This is a genomic window from Cellulomonas sp. NPDC058312, from assembly GCF_042880135.1.
In the GTDB taxonomy this organism is placed as follows: Bacteria; Actinomycetota; Actinomycetes; order Actinomycetales; family Cellulomonadaceae; genus Cellulomonas.
Window position 1 is genome coordinate 852,519 of record NZ_JBHVZE010000001.1, and the last position, 19,202, is coordinate 871,720.

General features: G+C 75.6%; 17 protein-coding genes. 11 read left to right on the forward strand and 6 right to left on the reverse strand.

The features are described 5' to 3' along the window. Positions 1-15: 15 nt before the first annotated feature. The 7 genes from ACFVXN_RS03825 (at position 16) to rny (ending at position 8,306) form a co-directional block, all read left to right on the forward strand. Positions 16-483, forward strand: a complete 468-nt coding sequence (locus tag ACFVXN_RS03825; protein ID WP_389227486.1) for a hypothetical protein — start codon at positions 16-18, stop codon at positions 481-483. A gap of 75 nt (positions 484-558) precedes the next feature. Then, entirely contained in the window at positions 559-795 is a 237-nt protein-coding gene (locus ACFVXN_RS03830; protein WP_389227488.1) for a DUF3046 domain-containing protein, read from the forward strand. Positions 796-871: 76 nt separating this feature from the next. Then, on the forward strand, positions 872-3,037 hold the full coding sequence (locus ACFVXN_RS03835; protein ID WP_389227491.1) for an alkaline phosphatase family protein: 2,166 nt from the start codon (positions 872-874) through the stop codon (positions 3,035-3,037). Further along, complete coding sequence (locus ACFVXN_RS03840; protein ID WP_389227494.1) at positions 3,034-3,855, forward strand: MBL fold metallo-hydrolase; 822 nt, start codon at positions 3,034-3,036, stop codon at positions 3,853-3,855. The genes ACFVXN_RS03835 and ACFVXN_RS03840 overlap by 4 nt, the downstream gene beginning before the upstream one ends. A gap of 257 nt (positions 3,856-4,112) precedes the next feature. After that, positions 4,113-5,153 (forward strand): recombinase RecA, encoded by a 1,041-nt coding sequence (gene recA / locus ACFVXN_RS03845; protein WP_389227496.1) that lies wholly within the window; start codon positions 4,113-4,115, stop codon positions 5,151-5,153. Then, positions 5,153-6,628, forward strand: a complete 1,476-nt coding sequence (locus ACFVXN_RS03850) for a regulatory protein RecX (RefSeq protein ID WP_389227499.1) — start codon at positions 5,153-5,155, stop codon at positions 6,626-6,628. Before recA ends, ACFVXN_RS03850 begins: the two co-directional genes overlap by 1 nt. 151 nt (positions 6,629-6,779) lie before the next feature. After that, positions 6,780-8,306, forward strand: a complete 1,527-nt coding sequence (gene rny / locus ACFVXN_RS03855; RefSeq protein ID WP_389227502.1) for a ribonuclease Y — start codon at positions 6,780-6,782, stop codon at positions 8,304-8,306. A gap of 84 nt (positions 8,307-8,390) precedes the next feature. Here rny and ACFVXN_RS03860 read toward each other — a convergent pair whose 3' ends face one another. The 4 genes from ACFVXN_RS03860 to ACFVXN_RS03875 all read right to left on the reverse strand — a co-directional run bounded on the left by ACFVXN_RS03860 (position 8,391) and on the right by ACFVXN_RS03875 (position 11,723). After that, positions 8,391-9,275: an amino acid ABC transporter permease gene (locus ACFVXN_RS03860; protein ID WP_389227505.1), complete on the reverse strand. Its 885-nt coding sequence runs from the start codon at positions 9,273-9,275 to the stop codon at positions 8,391-8,393. Next, positions 9,272-9,922, reverse strand: a complete 651-nt coding sequence (locus tag ACFVXN_RS03865; RefSeq protein ID WP_389227508.1) for an amino acid ABC transporter permease — start codon at positions 9,920-9,922, stop codon at positions 9,272-9,274. Before ACFVXN_RS03865 ends, ACFVXN_RS03860 begins: the two co-directional genes overlap by 4 nt. A 72-nt stretch (positions 9,923-9,994) precedes the next feature. Next, positions 9,995-10,870, reverse strand: coding sequence for a glutamate ABC transporter substrate-binding protein (locus tag ACFVXN_RS03870; RefSeq protein ID WP_389227511.1), 876 nt, complete (start codon positions 10,868-10,870; stop codon positions 9,995-9,997). A 58-nt stretch (positions 10,871-10,928) separates the two neighbouring features. Beyond that, positions 10,929-11,723 carry an amino acid ABC transporter ATP-binding protein gene (locus tag ACFVXN_RS03875; RefSeq protein ID WP_389227514.1) on the reverse strand — a complete coding sequence of 265 codons (795 nt, stop codon included), beginning with the start codon at positions 11,721-11,723 and terminating at the stop codon, positions 10,929-10,931. A 133-nt stretch (positions 11,724-11,856) separates the two neighbouring features. Here ACFVXN_RS03875 and miaB point away from each other — a divergent pair, with 133 nt between their 5' ends. Beyond that, positions 11,857-13,461: a tRNA (N6-isopentenyl adenosine(37)-C2)-methylthiotransferase MiaB gene (gene miaB, locus ACFVXN_RS03880; RefSeq protein ID WP_389227517.1), complete on the forward strand. Its 1,605-nt coding sequence runs from the start codon at positions 11,857-11,859 to the stop codon at positions 13,459-13,461. Positions 13,462-13,490: 29 nt separating this feature from the next. On the opposite strand, the gene ACFVXN_RS03885 is transcribed toward miaB, so the two are convergent. Both ACFVXN_RS03885 and ACFVXN_RS03890 read right to left on the reverse strand, forming a co-directional pair. Next, complete coding sequence (locus ACFVXN_RS03885; protein ID WP_389227520.1) at positions 13,491-14,000, reverse strand: YbjN domain-containing protein; 510 nt, start codon at positions 13,998-14,000, stop codon at positions 13,491-13,493. Then, positions 13,997-14,581: a YbjN domain-containing protein gene (locus ACFVXN_RS03890; protein WP_389227523.1), complete on the reverse strand. Its 585-nt coding sequence runs from the start codon at positions 14,579-14,581 to the stop codon at positions 13,997-13,999. Before ACFVXN_RS03890 ends, ACFVXN_RS03885 begins: the two co-directional genes overlap by 4 nt. Positions 14,582-14,774: 193 nt before the next feature. On the opposite strand from ACFVXN_RS03890, the gene ACFVXN_RS03895 reads away from it, so the two are divergent. The 3 genes from ACFVXN_RS03895 to ACFVXN_RS03905 are packed head-to-tail and all read left to right on the forward strand — an operon-like array spanning position 14,775 to position 19,169. Continuing rightward, entirely contained in the window at positions 14,775-15,263 is a 489-nt protein-coding gene (locus tag ACFVXN_RS03895) for a YbjN domain-containing protein (RefSeq protein WP_389227526.1), read from the forward strand. Between the two features lie 10 nt (positions 15,264-15,273). Beyond that, entirely contained in the window at positions 15,274-17,172 is a 1,899-nt protein-coding gene (locus tag ACFVXN_RS03900) for an HSP90 family protein (protein ID WP_389227529.1), read from the forward strand. After that, entirely contained in the window at positions 17,169-19,169 is a 2,001-nt protein-coding gene (locus tag ACFVXN_RS03905; RefSeq protein WP_389227532.1) for a hypothetical protein, read from the forward strand. Before ACFVXN_RS03900 ends, ACFVXN_RS03905 begins: the two co-directional genes overlap by 4 nt. Positions 19,170-19,202 lie beyond the last annotated feature (33 nt).

Sequence of the window (19,202 nt, forward strand, 5' to 3'; positions counted from 1 at the left end):
GTGCCACGATCGAGCATGGCGGTCGACGAGGAGACGCAGGCGACGGTGCGCGGGCTCTGGGCGGTGGGAGCCCGGTACGGCCGCCCGCCCGCCCCGGTGCCGGAGGTCGACCCGTGGGAGGCGGACGACCCGCCGGAGGCCGCGGCCCGCCGCCGGCTGGTCGTGGTGCTGGAGGGCTCGCCCGTCGTGGCGGTGCAGCTCCAGGCCGCAGGACCCGACACCGTGCGTGTCGAGGACACCGTCGACCTCGAGGTGCCCCGGCAGGACGTGGTCGCGGTCGTCGACGCCCTGCTGGGCGGACGGGCGCGGCGCCGGGTGCGCTCGCAGGGGCCGGTGGCGCACGTCGTCGCGCTCGTGCTGGGCAACCCGCTGCCGTCGGAGCTCGAGGTGGTCGTCGACGGTGACCGGACCTACCGGGCGCCGGTCCTGGTGCTCGCGGCCGCGAGCGGCTGGTTCCACGCGCTGCCGACCACGCGCGGCTGACGGGGCACCGCGCCGCGCGTACGCTCGCCCGGCGGTCTCGTGACCGCGCGGCCCGTCGGACGAGGAGGAAGCACGGTGCGGCATCGGGAGTTCTGGCTGCTGGTCGACGAGGTGCTCGGCAGCGCGCACGGGCGCGCCCTGGTGCGCGAGCTCGTGCTGCCCCGGCTCGACGACCGCACGCCCGAGCAGGCGCTCGACGCCGGCGTCGAGCCGCGGGACGTCTGGCACGCGCTCTGCGACGAGCTCGACATCCCCGACCCGCAGCGCTGGGGCGACGACCGGCACCGGCAGGCCCCGCCCTCGCGGCGCTGATCCACCCCCGGGCCCCGATCCGCCCCCGACGCCCGTCCCGCCCCTGCGCACGAGCGGCGCGTGGCACGCTGGCCCCGTGCCCTCCGTGGTCCCGCACCGGTCCCGGTGGTCGGTCACGCTCAGCGACGTCGGCGACGCCCTGCTGGGCCTGGTCGCCACCGCCGTCGGGCTGGGCGCGGCGCTCGCGGTGGTCGACGGCGTCTCGGCCGACAACCCCGGCGCGGTGCTGCTCGCCGCGCTGGTCGTGGCGGTCGGGGACCTGGTGCTGCGGCCGTCGCTGCGCGTGCTCGCGCGGGTCGGCGGGGCGATGGGGGCGCTGGTCGCCGGGCTCGGCGCGCAGGTGCTCGTGGCCTGGCTCGCGCTACGGGTCGTGCCGGGGCTGCACGTGGCGAACGGCTGGGCGGTGCTGCCGGTGCTGGTCATCACCGGCTGCGTCATGGCCGTGGGCCGCTGGGTCTGGGGCGCCGCGGACTCCGACTACGTCGTCGGCGACGTGCTGCGCCGGGCCCGGTCCCGCGCGCGCCGCGCCGGTGAGGGGGCCGGCCACGGCGACGACCGCCCGCCGGGCCTGCTGGTCGTCCAGCTGGACGGCGTCGCCGCTCCCGTGCTCGCCCAGGCCGTCGACGCCGGTCTGGTCCCGACGACGGCGCGCTGGGTCGCGGACGGCTCCCACCACCTGCACGGCTGGTGGGCGCAGGTGCCGTGCACCACCCCCGCGAGCCAGGCGGGGCTGCTGCACGGGGCAGCCGACGCGGTGCCGTCGTTCCGCTGGTGGGACCGCGACGTCGGCCGGCTGGTCGTGACCAACCACCCCGACGACGCGGCCTTGGTCGAGCGGCGGCTGTCGGACGGGCGCGGGCTGCTCGCGGACGGGGGAGCGGCGGTGTCCACGATGTTCTCCGGCGACGCGGAGCGCCAGCTGCTCGTGATGAGCCAGGCCCGGCGCGGCATCGGGCCCGGCACGTCGTACCTGCGGTTCTTCGCCAGCCCGTTCGTGCTGACCCGCGCGGTCACGCTCACGCTCGGGGAGATGGTCAAGGAGCTGTACCAGGGGCGTCGCCAGCGGCTGCGCGACGTGCGCCCGCGGGTCCCGCGCCGCGGCTGGTACGTCGTGCTGCGCGGGGTCACGAACGTGCTGCTGCGGGACCTCGCCACGTCGCTGGTCGCCGAGCAGCTGGTGCGCGGGGCGCCCGTCGTGTTCGTCGACCTGGTCGACTACGACGAGATCGCGCACCACGCCGGACCCACCCGGCCCGAGGCGCTGCGGGCTCTCGAGGGCCTGGACGGCGTCCTCGACACGCTGTCCCGGGTCGTCGAGGCGGCCCCGCGGGACTACCGGGTCGTCGTGCTCTCGGACCACGGGCAGACCCTGGGGGCGACGTTCGAGCAGGCCGGAGGGCGCACGCTGGTCGAGGTCGTGCGGGGGCTGATGGCCGACCCCGGCCTCGACGCCGTGCAGGCGGCCGCGGACGAGGAGTGGGGGCCGCTGAACGCGTTCCTCAGCTCCTCGGGCGTCCGCCCGGGGACGGACCGCTCGGTGGTGCTCGGACCGCCCGGCCGGGACCGGCGCGCCGACGCCCCCGCCGAGGGCGCCCCGGCCAGCCCCGACGTCGCTGTCGCCGGGTCGGGCAACCTCGGCATGGTGTGGTTCCCCCGGCTCGACCGCCGGCCCGTGCTCGAGGAGGTCGAGCAGCGGTGGCCCGGCCTGGTCCGCGGGCTGGCCGCCACCCCGAGGATCGGCCTGGTCGTCGTGGACACGGCGGCCCGCGGGCTGATGGCCGTCGGGCCGGGCGGCATCCGCTGGCTGGAGGCCGAGGGCGGCGCGGTCGTCGAGGGCGTCGACCCCGTCGCGCGCTACGGCGGGCAGGCCGCGGCGGACCTGCGCCGGCTCGGGCGGCTGCCGCACGTCGGGGACCTCGTGGTGCTGTCCGACGTGACGCCCGCCGGGCACGTGCACGCGTTCGAGGGCCAGGTCGGCTCGCACGGCGGGCTCGGCGGGGCGCAGAACCTCGCGCTGCTGCTGCACCCCGTCGGGCTGCCGCTCGACGACGACCTGCTGTCCGACGTCGACGGGACGCCGGTGCCCGTCGGCGCGGACCGCGTGCACGAGCAGCTGCTGCGGTGGGCCCGGTCGCTGGGGCTGCGACCCGGGGACGAGGCCGCGGCGGCGGACGCGGCGGCTACGGGGGACGGGGCGGGCACCCGGGACGGACCGGGGACCGGGGACGGGGTGGCACGGTGACCGCCGACGAGCCCGCCGCGGTGACCGTCCGGTGGCTGGGGCACGCGAGCCTCGTGCTCGACCTCGGCGGCGCGCGCGTGCTCACCGACCCGCTGCTGCGCCCGCACGCCGGGCTGCTGCGCCGACGCCCGGGACCGCCGCGCCGCGAGCACTGGGCGGGTGCCTCCGCGGTCCTGGTCTCCCACCTGCACCACGACCACGCGGAGCTCGGCTCGCTGCGGCTCCTGGACGGCGTGCCGGTGCTCACGGCGCCGGCGGCCGCGCACTGGCTCGGGCGGCACGGGATCGGCGGGGCGACGGGGCTGGCCGACGACGAGTGGTGGCCGGTGCCCGGCACCGACGTCCGGGTGCGCCAGGTCCCCGCGGTGCACGGCGACCGGCCGATGCCGCACCGGCCGAACAGCGCGCACGGGTTCCTCGTCGTCGCCCCGGGCGTGCGGGTGTGGTTCGCCGGCGACACCGCGCCCTACCCCGCGATGCGCCGGCTTCCCGAGCTGGCGGGCGGGCCGGTCGACCTCGCGCTGGTGCCGGTGGGCGGCTGGGGACCCCGGCTGTCGGGCGGCCACATGGACCCGGTGCAGGCGGCGGCGGTGTGCGAGTCCCTGGGCGCGCGGCGGGCCGTGCCGGTGCACTGGGGCACGCTGCACGCGCCGGTGTCGCGGCGGCTGCCGCCCGGGTGGATGGACCGCGCCGGGCCGGCGTTCGTGCACGCGCTGGCGCGTCGCGGCCTGGTCGAGCCGGTGCTGCTCGAACCGGGCGGTGCGGCGCGCCTGGGGGAGCGGGTCGAGCTGCTGGGAGCGGGCGCCGGGACCGCCTGAGGGTGGTGCCGTGCCGCCGCGACGCGCCGGTGGACGGCGGTGCGCCGATCGAACAGGTGTTCGGCTAGTGTGGTCCCCGGTGACGCGCCGCGAGGTCCGACGCGGCCCGCGAGCCCTCCACAACGGGGAGGGGAGCGCGGGTTGTGGACGGCCGCGGGGTGCATGTCGGTGGTCGGGCATAGCGTCACCGCACGACACGGAGACCAGCCCTTGCAGGCGCAGCGCGACGCTGCACGACAGACGAACAGGTGGACACCATGCCCGCTCCCCAGGACCGCGAGAAGGCCCTCGAGGCCGCCCTCAGCCAGATCGACCGCCAGTTCGGCAAGGGCTCGATCATGCGCCTCGGCGACGACGGCCGCGCCCCCGTCGAGGTCATCCCCACCGGCTCCATCGCGCTGGACGTCGCGCTCGGCATCGGCGGGCTGCCCAAGGGCCGTGTCGTCGAGATCTACGGCCCGGAGTCCTCCGGCAAGACGACCGTCGCGCTGCACGCCGTCGCCAACGCGCAGAAGGCCGGCGGCATCGCGGCGTTCATCGACGCCGAGCACGCGCTCGACCCCGACTACGCCAAGAAGCTCGGTGTCGACACCGACGCGCTCCTCGTGTCGCAGCCGGACACCGGCGAGCAGGCGCTCGAGATCATGGACATGCTGATCCGCTCCGGCGCGATCGACGTCATCGTCATCGACTCCGTCGCCGCCCTGGTGCCGAAGGCGGAGATCGAGGGCGAGATGGGCGACAGCCACGTCGGTCTCCAGGCCCGCCTCATGTCCCAGGCGCTGCGCAAGATCACCGGTGCGCTCAACGCCTCCGGCACCACCGCGATCTTCATCAACCAGCTGCGCGAGAAGATCGGCGTGTTCTTCGGATCGCCCGAGACCACCACCGGTGGCAAGGCGCTGAAGTTCTACGCGTCCGTCCGGATGGACATCCGCCGCATCGAGACCCTCAAGGAGGGCACCGACGCGGTCGGCAACCGGACCCGCATCAAGATCGTCAAGAACAAGATGGCCCCGCCGTTCAAGCAGGCCGAGTTCGACATCCTCTACGGCGTCGGCATCTCCCGTGAGGGCGGGCTGATCGACATGGGCGTCGAGCACGGGTTCGTCCGCAAGTCCGGCTCCTGGTTCACCTACGACGGCGACCAGCTCGGCCAGGGCAAGGAGAACGCGCGCGGGTTCCTGCGCGACAACCCCGAGCTCGCGAACGAGCTCGAGCGCAAGATCAAGGAGAAGCTCGGGATCGGTGTGAAGGTCGAGGCGCCCGCGGGTGCGGAGGTCAAGGTCGACTTCTGATGCCGACCGCGCACGACCCGTCCGACGACGGCCTGGGACCCGCGGGGGCGACGAACCCCGCGGGTCCCGCGCGTCGCGGGACGGACGACGGGGGGAGCCCGGTGGCCGGGACCGCCGACGCGACCGGCGGCACCGAGGCCGACGGCACCTCGGCCGCCGACGGCACGGCGTGGGCGCAGCCCGACGCGGCCGACGACGCCTGGGCGCCCGCCGAGGACGGCGGCTCCGCCTGGTCGGTCGACACGCCCGAGCCCTCGGCGTGGACGGACGACCCAGGACGGTCGGCCGGCGCGGTACCCGGGAGCGGCTCGTCGGTCTGGGACGACGACGCGCCCGCACCGGCGAGCGCGTGGGCCGGCACGACGGTGCCCGCTGCGGGACGGGGCGGCTCGAGGCCCATCGGCACGAGCAGAGGGCCCGGTCGTGACGTCCGGGCGGCCGCACGTCCAGCGGGTCGCGCCGGGGCGCGCGCCGGGGCCGACTCCGGTGCGCGCTCCGAGACCCGCTCCGACCCCCGCCCCGGTGCGTTTCCCGACGCCCGCACCGGCGGATCGCGCGCGGACGTCGGGCTCGACGCGAGCCCGCTCGGCGCCACCGACGACCCCGGGGTGCCGAGGCTCGACCGTGACGAGCGCCGTCGGGTCGCGGAGGAGCTGCGCCGCAGACTCAGCGGCGCGTCCGATCTCGCCACCACGCCCGACCTCGCCACCACGCCCGACCTCGCCACCACGCCCGACCTCGCCACCACGCCCGACCTCGCCGCCGACCCCTCCGTCGCGGTCCAGCTCGACACCGCCGCCGACCCCGCCGGTGCCGATGCGGACCGCGCGCCCGTCCGCGAGCGGGCCCGCGGTCGAGGTCGCCCGGGTGGCGGCTGGGGTCGGTCGGGCGGTGGCGGGCGCGGCCGTGCTCCCGCGCCCGAGCCGCCCTCGTCGGGTGCCGCGGGGGTCGACGCCGAGCCCGACCCGGAGCAGGTGGCGCGCTCGGTCGCGCTGCGGCTGCTCACCGGCGCACCGCGCAGCCGCGCGCAGCTCGCCGAGGCGATGGCGAAGCGCGACGTCCCGGAGGAGGTCGCCGACCGGGTGCTGGACCGGTTCACCGAGGTCGGGCTGGTCGACGACGCCGCCTACGCCGAGATCCTGGTCCGCAGCCGGCACGCCGAGCGCGGGCTGTCCCGGCGCGCGCTGTCCCTCGAGCTGCGACGGCGCGGCGTCGACGACGAGACGGCGCGCGAGGCGCTCGCCCAGGTCGACGACGACGACGAGGAGCAGGCCGCGCGGGCACTCGCCCGCAAGAAGCTCGCGTCCACCCGCGGACTGGACCGGGAGGTCCGGCTCCGCCGGGCGTACGGCGCGCTCGGGCGCAAGGGGTACGGCGGGTCGCTGGTGTCGCGGGTCGTCCGCGAGGAGCTCGCCGCCGAGGGGCAGGACGCCGACCCGGACGACGCGTGGCCCGGCGGTCCCGACCACGGCTGACCCGGTCGGGAGGCCAGGCCCTGGTGGTGTCGTGGCCCGCCGGGCGGGCCGGGTGGTGAACAATGGGATCTCCGCGACGTGGTTCACCCGCGCCGGCCTCCTGGGCCGGTGCGCACCGGCGTCGCGCCGACGACGAGGAGAGTGACCACCCATGCAGGACGCCGCGATCGTGGTGGGACTGCTGGCCGCGTGCCTCGTCGCGCTCGTCCTGGTGCTGCTGGCCCGGCGCGAGGCCGCGGCCGTGCGCCAGCAGGCCACCGAGGACGTGCAGAGCATCCGCGACGAGGCCCGGGCGGCGCTGGCCGACGCCCAGCGCCGGGAGGCCCGCGCGGTGGAGCGCGAGGAGAGCGCCGCCGCCGCCGAGCGGTCCGCCGCCGAGCACGAGCGGGCGGCCCGCGCCGCGCAGGACGCCGCCACCGAGCTCCGCCGGGACGCCGCCGCGCAGGCCGGCTCCGCGACCGCGGCCGCCGCGGAGGTGCGCGCCGCCGCCGAGCGGGCCGCGGCCGACCGACTCGCCGCCGCCGACCGCGAGGCCGTCGAGCGCCTCGAGGCGACCTCGGGCCTGACCGCTGCGGAGGCCCGCACCGAGCTGCTGCGTCAGCTCACCGCCGAGGCGGCGACGGCCGCCAGCGCCTCGATCCGCCGCATCGAGGCCCAGGCCCGCCGCACCGCCGAGTCACGGGCCCGCCGGGTGCTGGCCACCGCCGTGCACCGCACCGCCGTCGCGACCAGCAGCCAGAGCACCGTCACCCTCGTCGCGCTGCCCTCGGAGGAGATGAAGGGCCGCATCATCGGCAAGGAGGGCCGGAACATCCGGCTGTTCGAGGCGCTCACCGGCGTCAACGTGCTGATCGACGAGTCGCCCGACGCCGTCGTGCTGTCATGCTTCGACGCGGACCGACGCGAGGTCGCGACCGTGGCGCTCGAGGCGCTGATGGCCGACGGGCGGATCAACCCGCAGCGCATCGAGGCGGCGTACGCGGAGGCCGTGGCCGGCGCCGACGACCGCGCCGTGGAGGCCGGTCACGCCGCCGCCGAGCGCGCCGGGGTGCGGGGTCTCGACGAGCAGCTGGTGCGCGTGCTCGGTCGGCTGCGGCTGCGCACGTCGTTCGGGCAGAACGTGCTGGACCACCTGGTGGAGTCGGCGCTGCTGGCCGCGCAGGTCGCCGTCGAGATCGGCGCGGACGTCGACGTCGCCCGGCGCGGCGCCCTGCTGCACGACATCGGCAAGGCGCTGACGGGTGAGGTCCCCGGGCCGCACGCGCAGGTCGGCGCGGCGTTGGCCGCCCGGCACGGGGAGTCGGACGTGGTCGTGAACGCGATCGCCGCGCACCACGACGAGGTGCCCGCCGAGACGGTCGAGGCCGTGCTCGTGCAGGTCGCCGACGCGATGTCCGCGGCCCGGCCCGGCGCCCGGCGCGAGGACGTCGACCAGCACGTCGAGCGGCTGGAGCAGCTCGAGGAGCTGGTCGCGGGCCACGCGGGGGTCCGCCGCGCGCTGGCGATGGCGGCCGGACGCGAGATGCGCGTGGTCGTCGAGCCCAGCCAGGTGCCCGACGCCGACCTGGGGAAGCTGGCGGTCGAGATCGCCCGGCACATCGAGCACGACCTGTCCTACCCGGGCGAGATCAAGGTGACCGTCGTCCGCGAGGTCCGCGCCAGCGCGACCGCGGGCTGACCCCGGCCGACCGCCGCACGACGCCGAGACAGGACGTTCCCGCCGAGTCAGGTCCGCCCAGCGCCCTGTCTCGGTACGGGGGTCCTACCTCGGCGGACGCACGCCGCCGCCCGCAGCGCCCGCGGCCGGGTTCAGCGTCGGGTCGGCGGTGATCGTCGCGGACGTGCGGGTGCTGCGGCCCTGGAGCCAGATCGCCAGGCGGGTCAGCGACAGGTTCACCACGAGGTAGATGCCGGCGCCCGCGACGAACAGCGCGACGTAGTACGTGTTGCCGAAGTACTGGGCGTTGTTCTGCATGGCCTTGAGCAGCTCGGGGTAGCCGACGACGAACCCCAGCGACGAGTCCTTCAGCAGCACCACCAGCTGGGCGATCAGGCTCGGCAGCATGGTGCGCACGGCCTGGGGGAGCTGCACGAGCAGCAGCGTCTGCGCGCGGGACAGCCCGATGGCGTAGGCGGCCTCGGTCTGGCCCTTCGGCAGCGACGCGAGCCCGGCGCGCAGGATCTCCGCGATGATCGCCATGTTGTAGACCGTGAGGCCGAACACGACGGACGCGAACGCGTCCCAGCCGAAGCCGAGCAGCGCGAACAGCATCATCAGCAGCACCGGCAGGCCGCGGAACAGCTCGATCACGGCGGTCGCGGGCAGCCGCAGCCAGGCGATCCGGGTGGTCCGCCACATCGCCAGCAGCAGCCCGAGGACCAGCGCGAGGGGTGCGGCGACCACGGCGGCACGGAGCGTGGCACCGAGGCCGCGCACGACCATCGACCGCCACACGTCCTCGGCGGACTGGTTCTTGGGCGGGTCGTACAGCACGTCCCAGCGGTCGGCGCCGAACAGCCCGCGGCCGTCGGCGTACCGGAACGCGAGGGCGAGCAGCGCGATGATGAGGACCGCGCCGACCACCGACCCGATCCGCTCGCGGCGGCGGGCGACGGGACCGGGCTCGTCGTACAGGACGGAGCTCATCGGGCGAACGCCACCTTCCGCTCGAGGACGCCGGCGAGCAGGCCGGCGGGGATGGTGATGACCAGGTAGAACACCGCGACCCCCGCGAGGGCGAGCATGCTCTCGCTGGGGTTGGCCAGCGCGATCCGCCGGCCGGAGGCCAGCAGCTCGACCACCGCGAACCCGGCGGCCACCGAGGTGTTCTTCGCCAGGGCGATGAGGACGTTGATCAGCGGCGGGACGACCGACCGCACGGCCTGCGGGAGCACGACCAGGCCGAGGGTCTGCCCGAACGTGAGCCCGATCGCGCGCGCCGCCTCGGCCTGGCCGATCGGCACGGCGTTGATCCCGGACCGCACGGCCTCGCTGACGAACGCCGAGGTGTAGGCGGACAGCGCGATGACGGCGGTCCAGAACCCGAGCGGGGGCAGCACGCCGAACTGCGGCGCCACGAACAGCAGGAAGAAGAACACGAGCGTCAGCGGCGTGTTGCGCAGGACCTCGACGTAGGTCACGGCGAGGGCGCGCAGCGGGGCCACGGGGGAGACGCGCATGGCGGCGAGCACCGTGCCCAGGGCCAGCGCGATCGCACCGGAGTAGGCGGTCAGCCGCAGGGTCGAGAGGAACCCGCTCAGGTAGGCCGGCAGGTTGTCGGCGATCAGGTCCACGCAGGGCCCTTCACTCGGGGAGGACGGGAGCGGTGCCCGGCCCGCACGGCGGCGGGCCGGGCACCGGGGGTGTCAGTACCGGTCGACGGCCGGGGGCTCCGGGGTCGGCAGGACGGTGCCGGCGGTGGCCTCCCACGCCTCGGTCCAGGTGCCGTCCTCGAACGCCGCCTCCAGGGTGTCGTTGATCCACATCCGGAAGTCGGTGTCGTCGAGCGCCAGGCCGATGCCGTAATGCTCGGCGGTGAACGGCTCGCCGCGGACCTCGAACGTCGGGTCGTCGGCCGCGAAGCCGGCGAGGATCACGTTGTCCGTGCTGATCGCGTCGACCTGGCCGCCGCGCAGGGGCTCCAGGCAGTCGGAGTAGGCGCCGAACGGCACGACCTCGGTGTCGGGGAAGTTCTCCAGCAGGTTCGCCTCGGGGGTGGACCCGGAGACGGTGCAGACCTTCTTGCCCGCGAGGTCGTCGGGGCCCTGGATGTCCTCGTTGTCGGCGAGCGTGAGGATCGACTGGCCGGCCTCGTAGTACGGCCCGGCGAACGAGACGACCTTCTTGCGCTCGTCGTTGATCGTGTAGGTCGCGATGACGACGTCGACCTGGTCGGACTCGATGAACGACTCGCGGTTGGACGAGATCGTCTCGGTCCACTCGATGCCGTCCTCGGGGATGCCGAGGGCGCCGGCGATGATCTTGCCGATCTCGACGTCGAAGCCCTCGGGCGTGCCGTCGGGGCCGACCAGGCCGAACAGCGGCTGGTCGAACTTCGTGCCGATCCGGATCTTCCCGGCGTCGGCGAGCTCGGCCATCGTCGAGCCCTCGGGGAAGTCGGCGGCCTCGACGTCCGAGACCTCCGGGGCGGACGCGGCGTCGTCGTCGGACCCGCCGCACGCGGCGAGCGTGAGCGCGGCGACGGCGGTGAGGGCGATCGTTCCTGCGGTGCGGGTTCTCATCGGGCTCTCCTGGTGTGGTGGCGAGTCGGTGGTGAGTCTGCGGTGCGGTCGTCGGGATTCAGTGGGTCAGGATCTTGGACAGGAAGTCCCGGGCGCGGTCGCTGCGGGGGGCCGTGAAGAACGTCTCCGGCTCGGCCTCCTCGACGATCGCGCCGCCGTCCATGAAGACGACGCGGTGGGCGGCCCGGCGGGCGAAGCCCATCTCGTGCGTGACGACGACCATCGTCATGCCCTCGGCGGCGAGCGACGTCATGACGTCGAGGACCTCGTTGATCATCTCGGGGTCGAGCGCCGAGGTCGGCTCGTCGAACAGCATGACCTTGGGCTCCATCGCCAGCGCGCGGGCGATCGCCACGCGCTGCTGCTGGCCGCCCGACAGCTGGGCGGGCAGCTTGTCGGCCTGGCTGGCGACGCCCACGCGCTCCAGCAGGGCCATCGCCCGCTCCTTCGCCTGGGCGGCGGGCATCCGCCGCACCTTGCGCATCCCGAGCGTCACGTTCTGGAGCACCGTGCGGTGCGCGAACAGGTTGAACGACTGGAACACCATGCCGACGTCGGCGCGCAGCCGGGCGAGGGCGCGGCCCTCGGCGGGCAACGGGGTGCCGTCGACGGTGATGGTGCCGGACTCGACGGTCTCGAGCCGGTTGATGGTCCGGCAGAGCGTGGACTTGCCGCTGCCGGACGGACCGATCACGACGACGACCTCGCCGCGGTGCACGGTGAGGTTGACGTCCTTGAGGACGTGCAGGGCGCCGAAGTGCTTGTCGACGTGGTCGAGGACGACGAGGGGTTCGCCGAGGTGCGGGGTCGCAGCGCCGGGCTCGCGGGCCGGGGCCGGGTCGGGCTGTGCCATCCCTGGAACCTATGGGGCGTTTGTTACCTGCGCCACCGTTCCAGGTCACAGATAGGAAACGCTGCGGTCATACGGACGCCGGGCGGGCGGCGCCCGTCGGCCCCGCGCGCCCGCGGACGTACCCTGGTCGGCGATGAGCACGACGACCACGCCCCCCGCCCCGGCCGCCGCCGACGCCCCCACGTCGAGCGCCGCCGCCCCCGCGCGCACCTACCTGGTGAAGACGCTCGGCTGCCAGATGAACGTGCACGACTCGGAGCACATGGCCGGGATGCTCGAGCAGGCCGGCTACGTCGCCGCGACGCCCGAGGCCGTGGCCGCGGAGGACGCCGACGTCATCGTCATCAACACGTGCGCGGTCCGGGAGAACGCGGCGGACAAGCTCTACGGCAACCTGGGCCGCCTCGCCGGGACCAAGCGCGCCCGCCCCGGCATGCAGATCGCCGTCGGGGGCTGCCTCGCCCAGAAGGACCGCTCGGGCATCGTCGAGCGCGCGCCCTGGGTGGACGTCGTGTTCGGCACGCACAACCTCGACGTGCTGCCGGTGCTGCTGGAGCGCGCCCGGCACAACGAGGCCGCCGAGGTCGAGATCGAGGAGTCGCTGAAGGTCTTCCCGTCGACCCTGCCGACGCGCCGCGAGTCCGTCTACGCGGGCTGGGTGTCCATCAGCGTCGGCTGCAACAACACCTGCACGTTCTGCATCGTGCCCCACCTGCGCGGCAAGGAGCGCGACCGTCGGCCGGGCGACGTCCTCGCGGAGGTCGCCGCGCTGGTCGACCAGGGTGCGATCGAGGTGACGCTGCTCGGGCAGAACGTGAACTCCTACGGGGTCGAGTTCGGCGACCGCGGGGCGTTCGCGAAGCTGCTGCGCGCCGCGGGGGCCGTCCCGGGGCTGGAGCGGCTGCGGTTCACGTCGCCGCACCCCGCGTCGTTCACCGACGACGTCATCGCCGCGATGGCCGAGACGCCGACCGTGATGCCGAGCCTGCACATGCCGCTGCAGTCCGGCTCCGACCGGGTGCTGCGCGCGATGCGCCGGTCCTACCGGTCCGAGAAGTTCCTCGGGATCCTCGACCGCGTGCGCACCGCCATGCCGGACGCGGCGATCACGACCGACATCATCGTGGGCTTCCCCGGCGAGACCGAGGAGGACTTCGCCGAGACGCTGCGCGTGGTCGAGGCGTCGCGGTTCTCCTCGGCGTTCACGTTCCAGTACTCGCCGCGCCCCGGCACGCCCGCCGCGGACCTGCCCGACCAGCTGCCCAAGGCGGTCGTGCAGGAGCGGTACGAGCGCCTGACCGCGCTGCAGGACCGGATCGGGCTGGCCGAGGCGCAGCGCCAGGTCGGCCGGACCGTCGAGGTGCTGCTGGCCGAGGGGGAGGGGCGCAAGGACGGCGCCACCCGCCGGCTGTCCGGCCGCGCCGCCGACAACCGGCTGGTGCACCTCGCGCTGCCCGACGGGCTCCCCGAGGACGCCGCCCCGCGGCCCGGCGACCTGGTGGCCGTCGAGATCACGCACGCGGCGCCGCACCACCTCGTCGCCGACTCCGGGGCCCGGGGCGGGACGTTCGCGGTCCGCCGCACCCGCGCCGGCGACGCCTGGGAGCGGCGGCAGTCCGGCGAGGACGACCACGCGCACGGCGGGGAGGGCGACGCCTGCGGGACCGGGGGGGCGGCGACGGGGCCGGCCGCGCCGGTGCTGCTGGGGCTGCCGACGATCGGCCGCGGGCCGCGCTGAGGCGCCTGCGGTGGCTCGGAGCTGCGGGCTCAGACCTGCGGCGGCAGCAGCGACTCGAACGACGCGAAGCTCTGCACGCCCGTGCCGAGCCCGCACGACACCAGCTGGTCGAGCTGCTCGTCGGTGACCCCGTGCTCGAGGTCGGTCGAGACCTCGCTGTAGACCGCCAGCTGGCCCTCCTCCTCGCGGAGGTAGAGCTTCGGCCAGATGCGCTCGCGGTTCCAGTCGTTGAGGGCCAGGGCGACGGACCGGCGGCTCGCCACCGGCAGCTGCCGGTGCCACCGGCCGCGGACCTGCAGGATCTCGTGCTGCTCGCCGAGCAGGAGGAACCAGAACCGGGAGTCGTTCCAGACGCCGGTCAGGTCGCCGTCCTCGTCGACCCGGTAGTGGTAGCCGCGGCTCTGCAGCGTGGCGGCGACGCGGTCCCGGGTCAGGGGTGTCGGTCGGGCCTGCGGCGTGACGCTGCGCTCGGTGGTCGCCGGCGCGGTGCGCTCGCCGAGGACCCGGGACAGCCAGCCGGGCGTGCGCGGCGCGGTCACGGTGCCACCGTCGCGGGGTCGGGGTAGAGCTCGTCGATGGCGTCGAAGAACGTGCTCGACGAGCTCAGCCCGCAGAACAGGATCTGGCTGAGCTGGTCGTCGGTCGCGCCGTGCTCGAGGTCGGTCGACACCTCCGCCACGACGTGCACCATGCCGTTGTCGCGGACGCGGACGTACGCCTTGGGCCAGATCCGCTCCGCGTTCCACTCGGTGCAGGCGTCCAGCACCTCCTCGAGGCGCTCGATGGTGATCTCCCGGTGCCACTGCCCGCGGACCTGGAGGATCTCCTGCCGGTCGCCGAACAGGAAGAAGTAGAACAGCCGGCCCCGCCACAGGCCGCCGAGGTCGCCGTCGTTGTCCACGAAGTAGTGGAAGTCGTTGCGCTCGAACCACTGCACGACGCGCTCGGACGTCAGGGGCGTGGGGCGGCCGTCGTCGACCCGCACCGCGCTGCCGGTCAGGCCCGCGCGCAGGTCGCCGCGGCCGGGGTTGGCGGGGACGGGACCGGTCTCGCGCGCGGACGCGGCGCGGTCCGGCCGGTCGGGTCCGCGGCGCGGGCCACGGTTGCGGAACAGACCCATGTCCACACCATACGCGCGGGCCCCGCGGGCGCCAGCGCGTCGACGGGAAGTTCACGCCATCGGGCAAATCGGACGGTGGCCGTGTCGCACCGCCGGGTTAGGCTCGGACGGTGGTGCCCGCACGGGGCCGCCACCTGCATCGACGCCACGACGGCGGTCGCCCCGCGGCCGCACGGAAGGACTGAGGACGGACATGGGCTTCTTCACCAAGCCGGACGCGGCGGGCTCGGCCGGCGCCGCGCAGGCGCTCTCGCACGAGCGGATCATCTCCGTGCTCGACTCGCGCGAGATGCGCTACGGCGTCGACGACGACGGCGACATCGGCGGCTACTGGGACGGCCACCTGTTCTACTTCTTCCGGATGGGCGGCTCGCAGGAGTACCTGCAGACCCGCGGCCGCTGGAACCGCAAGGTCGGCGTCGACCAGTTCGAGCGCGTGGTCGACCTGGTCAACGCCTGGAACTCCGAGAAGCTGTGGCCCAAGGGCTACGTGCGCCGCGAGGACGAGGTCGTCGGCGTGTACGCCGAGCACACGGTCGACTACGAGCACGGCGTCACCGACGAGCAGATCGACCTGCACCTCGCGTGTGGCATCACCACCGCGCTGAGCCTGTTCGAGCACCTGGACGAGCACTTCCCGGACGAGGCGGCCGTCGCCAAGGCCGAGTACGAGAGCGAGTGACGCGGCGCGCATGACCGACCCCGTCGCCCAGGCGTTCCAGGTCGACCTGCACGGCGTGGTCGACCTGCTCGCCCGGCACCTGTACTCGGGCCCCCGGGTCTACGTCCGCGAGCTGCTGCAGAACGGCGTCGACGCGATCACCGCGCGGCGTGCTCTCGACCCGGGGTGCCCGGCGACGGTGCGCCTGCGGCCGCTCGCCGACGGCTCCCTGGCCGTCGTCGACTCCGGCGTCGGCCTGACCCGCGCGGAGGCCCAGGAGCTGCTCGCCACCGTCGGGCGGTCGTCCAAGCGGGACCTCGACCTCGGCCTCGGCCGCGAGGAGTTCCTCGGGCAGTTCGGCATCGGCCTGCTGTCGGCGTTCATGGTCGCCGACGAGATCGAGCTGGTGTCCCGCTCGGCGCGCGAGCCCGACGCCCCGGCGGTCCGCTGGCGCGGGCACGCGGACGGGTCCTACGACCTGACCGAGCTGCCCGGCACCGACCTGCCGGTCGGCAGCACCGTGCGGATCCGCCCGCGCCGGGACATGGAGCACTGGCTCGCGGGGGAGACGGTCGCCGCGCTCGCCGCGGAGTTCGGCTCGCTGCTGCCCGTGGACGTCGCCGTCGAGGTGCCGCTGGGGGCCGCGGCCGCGGCGGACGACGTCCCGCTGCCCGCGGACGGTTCGCCGCGCCCCGGGCACGTGTGGCGTCGGGTCTCGGCGCCCGAGCTGCCGTGGACACGGACCTACCCCGACGCGGTGTCCCGCTCCCAGGCGCTCGCGCGGTACTGCGAGCAGACCTTCGGGTTCACGCCGCTCGCGCACGTCGACCTTGAGGTGCCCCTCGCGGGCGTCTCCGGCGTCGCGTTCGTGCTGCCCGCGGCCGTGCCGCCCGGCGGTGGCGGGTCGCACCGCGTCTACCTCAAGCGCATGCTGCTCGGCGCGCGCGTCGAGGGGCTGCTGCCGGAGTGGGCGTTCTTCGTCCGCGGCGTCGTCGACGCCTCGGGGCTGCGGCCGACCGCCTCGCGCGAGCAGCTCTACACCGACGAGGTGCTGCTGGCTACGCAGGAGGCGCTCGCCGGTGCGGTGCGCGCGTGGACGCTGCGGACCCTGGAGTCCGGCACCGCGCTCGCGGAGCAGTTCGTGAGGACCCACCACCTCGCGGTGCGGTCCCTGGCGCTGACCGACGACACGATGCTCGACCTCGCGTCGCGGATCCTCCCCTACGAGACGACCGACGGGATGCTCACGCTCGCGGACGTCGCCCGGGAGCACGGCCGCGTCGTGTACGCCCCCACCCTGGAGGAGTACAAGCGGATCGCACCCGTGGCGCGCGCCCAGGGCATCGCGGTCGTCAACGCCGGCTACGTCTACGACGCCGACCTGCTCGCCCGGTTCGCGCAGCGGACGCCCGTCGAGGTCCGGCCGCTCGGCGCCGGGGACATCGCGCAGGTGCTCACCCCGCTGACCCCGGAGCGCGAGCTCGCGACGCTCGACGCCGTGCGCGCCGGCGGGGACGTGCTGCGCCCCCTGGACACCGACCTCGTCGTGCGGACCTTCGAGCCCGCCGGGCTGCCCGCGGTGCTCCTGCACGACCGCGACGGCGACCACCAGCGGGACCTGCAGGCCGCGATGGCCGAGGCCGACGACGTGTGGGGCGACGTGCTCGCCGGGTTCGCCGCCCCCGCGGCCGCCCGGCAGCTGGTGCTGAACGACGCCAGCCCGCTGGTCCGCGACCTGCTCGCGGCACCACCGGGCGAGGTGTTCACCGCGGGCCTGCGCTCGCTGTACGTCTCGGCCCTGCTGCTGGCGGGCGAGCCGCTGCGCGCGCGGGAGTCCGAGCTGATGACCGGGTCGATGACCGTCCTGCTCCGCGCAGGGCTGGACCGTGACACGTCCGCCGGGGGACCGGCAGAGGAGGAGCAGGCGTGAGCCGCACGCTGGACGAGGCCAACCGCGAGATCAGCCGGGTCCGGGAGATGCCCTACGGGCTCGCCCGCACCCAGGCCGCCGAGCGGCTGGTCCGGCTCGTCGACGCCGAGGGCCCCGACGAGGCCCGCGCGTACGCGCTGTCGACGCTGGTCGAGGCCTACCAGTGGGGCGGCGAGGTCGACCGGTCCTTCGTCGCGTTCGCGCGGCTGCTGCGCTGGTGGGACGAGCACCCCGAGCACTTCGACGCGCACGACCAGCACGGGCTGTTCTGGTCGTTCAAGTGGATGATCTCGGGCCTGGCCGACTTCCCGACCGTGCCCGCCGAGCAGATCGACCGCACGCTGGCGGACATGGAGCGCCGCTACGCGCTCGCCGGCAACGGCATGGACGCGGTCGCGTACGAGCGGTTCGCCTGGGCCCGCCAGCGCGGCGCCGCCGACGTCGAGGCCGCCTACCAGGCGTGGGTCGCCACGCCCCGCGACGACTTCTCCCAGTGCGAGGCGTGCGACCCCGGTGACCGGGCGTCGTGGCTGATCGCCACCGGGCGGGCCGAGGAGGGCGTCCGGCTCATCGAGCAGACCCTCACCGAGAACCCGTCCTGCGCCTCCGAGCCCGCCGACATGCTGTCCTACCTGGCCGAGGCGCACCTCGACGCCGGCCGCCCCCGCGAGGCCGCCCGCGCGCACCGCCGCGCCGTCGCCGCGCTCGCGCACGCCGAGTCCGACATGGTCGGCGCCCGGGGCCGCCGGATCCGGCTGCTGGCGCGCGGCGGGCAGGCCGAGCGGGCCGTCCGCGCCATCGAGGCCGACCAGCAGTACCTGACCGGCGGCGACACCCCGTACTCCCGGCTCGCGTTCGCCACCCTGGTGGGCGCCGCGACGCACGTGCTCCGCGAGACCGGCCACGGCGACCGTCCCGTGCGGCTCGCCACCGTCCCCGCCGGCACCGTGGCCGAGCTCGACGACTGGCTGCGCGCCCGGGCCGACGAGCTCGCCGCGCAGTTCGACGCCCGCAACGGCACCGCCTCGGAGTCCGAGGCCGTGGCCCGGGCCTGGCGGTCGACCCCCGCCGCGGACACCCTCGACCTGGACGTGCTGCCGCGTGGGCTGGGCGCGACCGGCGGCGCCGCGGTGCCGTCGACGGGGTCCACCGGCGGTGCCGGCACGAACGGCGCTGCGGTCGTCGTCGGTGCCGCGGCCGGCGCGGAGACCGGCGACGCTGCCCGGCGCGCCGCACCGGCGGACCCCGCCGAGCTCGCGTCCGCCGCCGAGCGCCTCGCCGCGAGCGGGGACGTCGAGGCCGCCGCGGGCGCCTACCTCGACGCCGCGGTCGCCGCGGAGGCCGCGGGCCTGCTGGTCGACGCCGGGTTCGCCTACGCCGAGGCCGCGCACTGCGCCCAGACCCTCGGCGACGACGACGGGGCCGCCGCCGGGTACGCCGCCGCGGTCGCCCGGCTGCGTGCCGGGGACCTCCCGCCGGTCTCGCTTGCGCAGGTCGTCGTGGCCTGGGCCCGCGCCGCCGCCGTGACCGGGGACGCCGAGGCCGTGCTCGCGGAGGCCGAGCGGCTGTCCCGCGACCTGGCCGCCGACCCCGCGCCCGACGCGATCGAGCGGGCGCCCGAGCTCGAGACGCGCGAGCAGGCCGCCGGTCGCCGCGCTGCCGCCGACCTGGACGACGCCGCCGCCCGGCTGCTCGCCACGCTCGGCGGGGACCACCGGGCACCCGGCGCCGCCGTGGCGCAGCGTGCCGCCGAGGCGTACGCCGGGCTCGGCGCCGTCGCGGACGCCGCGCACGCGTTCTGGCTCGCCGGGCGCCTGCACGACGACCTCGGGAACGTCGAGGAGGCGGTCTGGCACCTCGAGTCCGCGATGGAGGGCTTCGCCGCCGCCCGGCAGCGCGCCCCGCGCGGCGAGGTCGCGAACGCGCTCGTCGACGTCCTGCGCCGCTCCGGCCAGGAGTCCCGCGCCGAGGACCTCGCCCGCACCCTCACCGCCTGACCCACCCGCACCCCGCACCCCCGCACCCGCACC

Coding starts and splice junctions, on each gene's coding strand:
- ACFVXN_RS03825 (WP_389227486.1), top strand. CDS start 16: ATGGCGGTCGACGAGGAGACGCAGGCGACGGTGCGCGGGCTCTGGGCG.
- recA (WP_389227496.1), top strand. CDS start 4,113: ATGCCCGCTCCCCAGGACCGCGAGAAGGCCCTCGAGGCCGCCCTCAGC.
- ACFVXN_RS03850 (WP_389227499.1), top strand. CDS start 5,153: ATGCCGACCGCGCACGACCCGTCCGACGACGGCCTGGGACCCGCGGGG.
- rny (WP_389227502.1), top strand. CDS start 6,780: ATGCAGGACGCCGCGATCGTGGTGGGACTGCTGGCCGCGTGCCTCGTC.
- ACFVXN_RS03860 (WP_389227505.1), bottom strand. CDS start 9,275: ATGAGCTCCGTCCTGTACGACGAGCCCGGTCCCGTCGCCCGCCGCCGC.
- ACFVXN_RS03870 (WP_389227511.1), bottom strand. CDS start 10,870: ATGAGAACCCGCACCGCAGGAACGATCGCCCTCACCGCCGTCGCCGCG.
- ACFVXN_RS03875 (WP_389227514.1), bottom strand. CDS start 11,723: ATGGCACAGCCCGACCCGGCCCCGGCCCGCGAGCCCGGCGCTGCGACC.
- miaB (WP_389227517.1), top strand. CDS start 11,857: ATGAGCACGACGACCACGCCCCCCGCCCCGGCCGCCGCCGACGCCCCC.
- ACFVXN_RS03890 (WP_389227523.1), bottom strand. CDS start 14,581: ATGGGTCTGTTCCGCAACCGTGGCCCGCGCCGCGGACCCGACCGGCCG.
- ACFVXN_RS03895 (WP_389227526.1), top strand. CDS start 14,775: ATGGGCTTCTTCACCAAGCCGGACGCGGCGGGCTCGGCCGGCGCCGCG.
- ACFVXN_RS03900 (WP_389227529.1), top strand. CDS start 15,274: ATGACCGACCCCGTCGCCCAGGCGTTCCAGGTCGACCTGCACGGCGTG.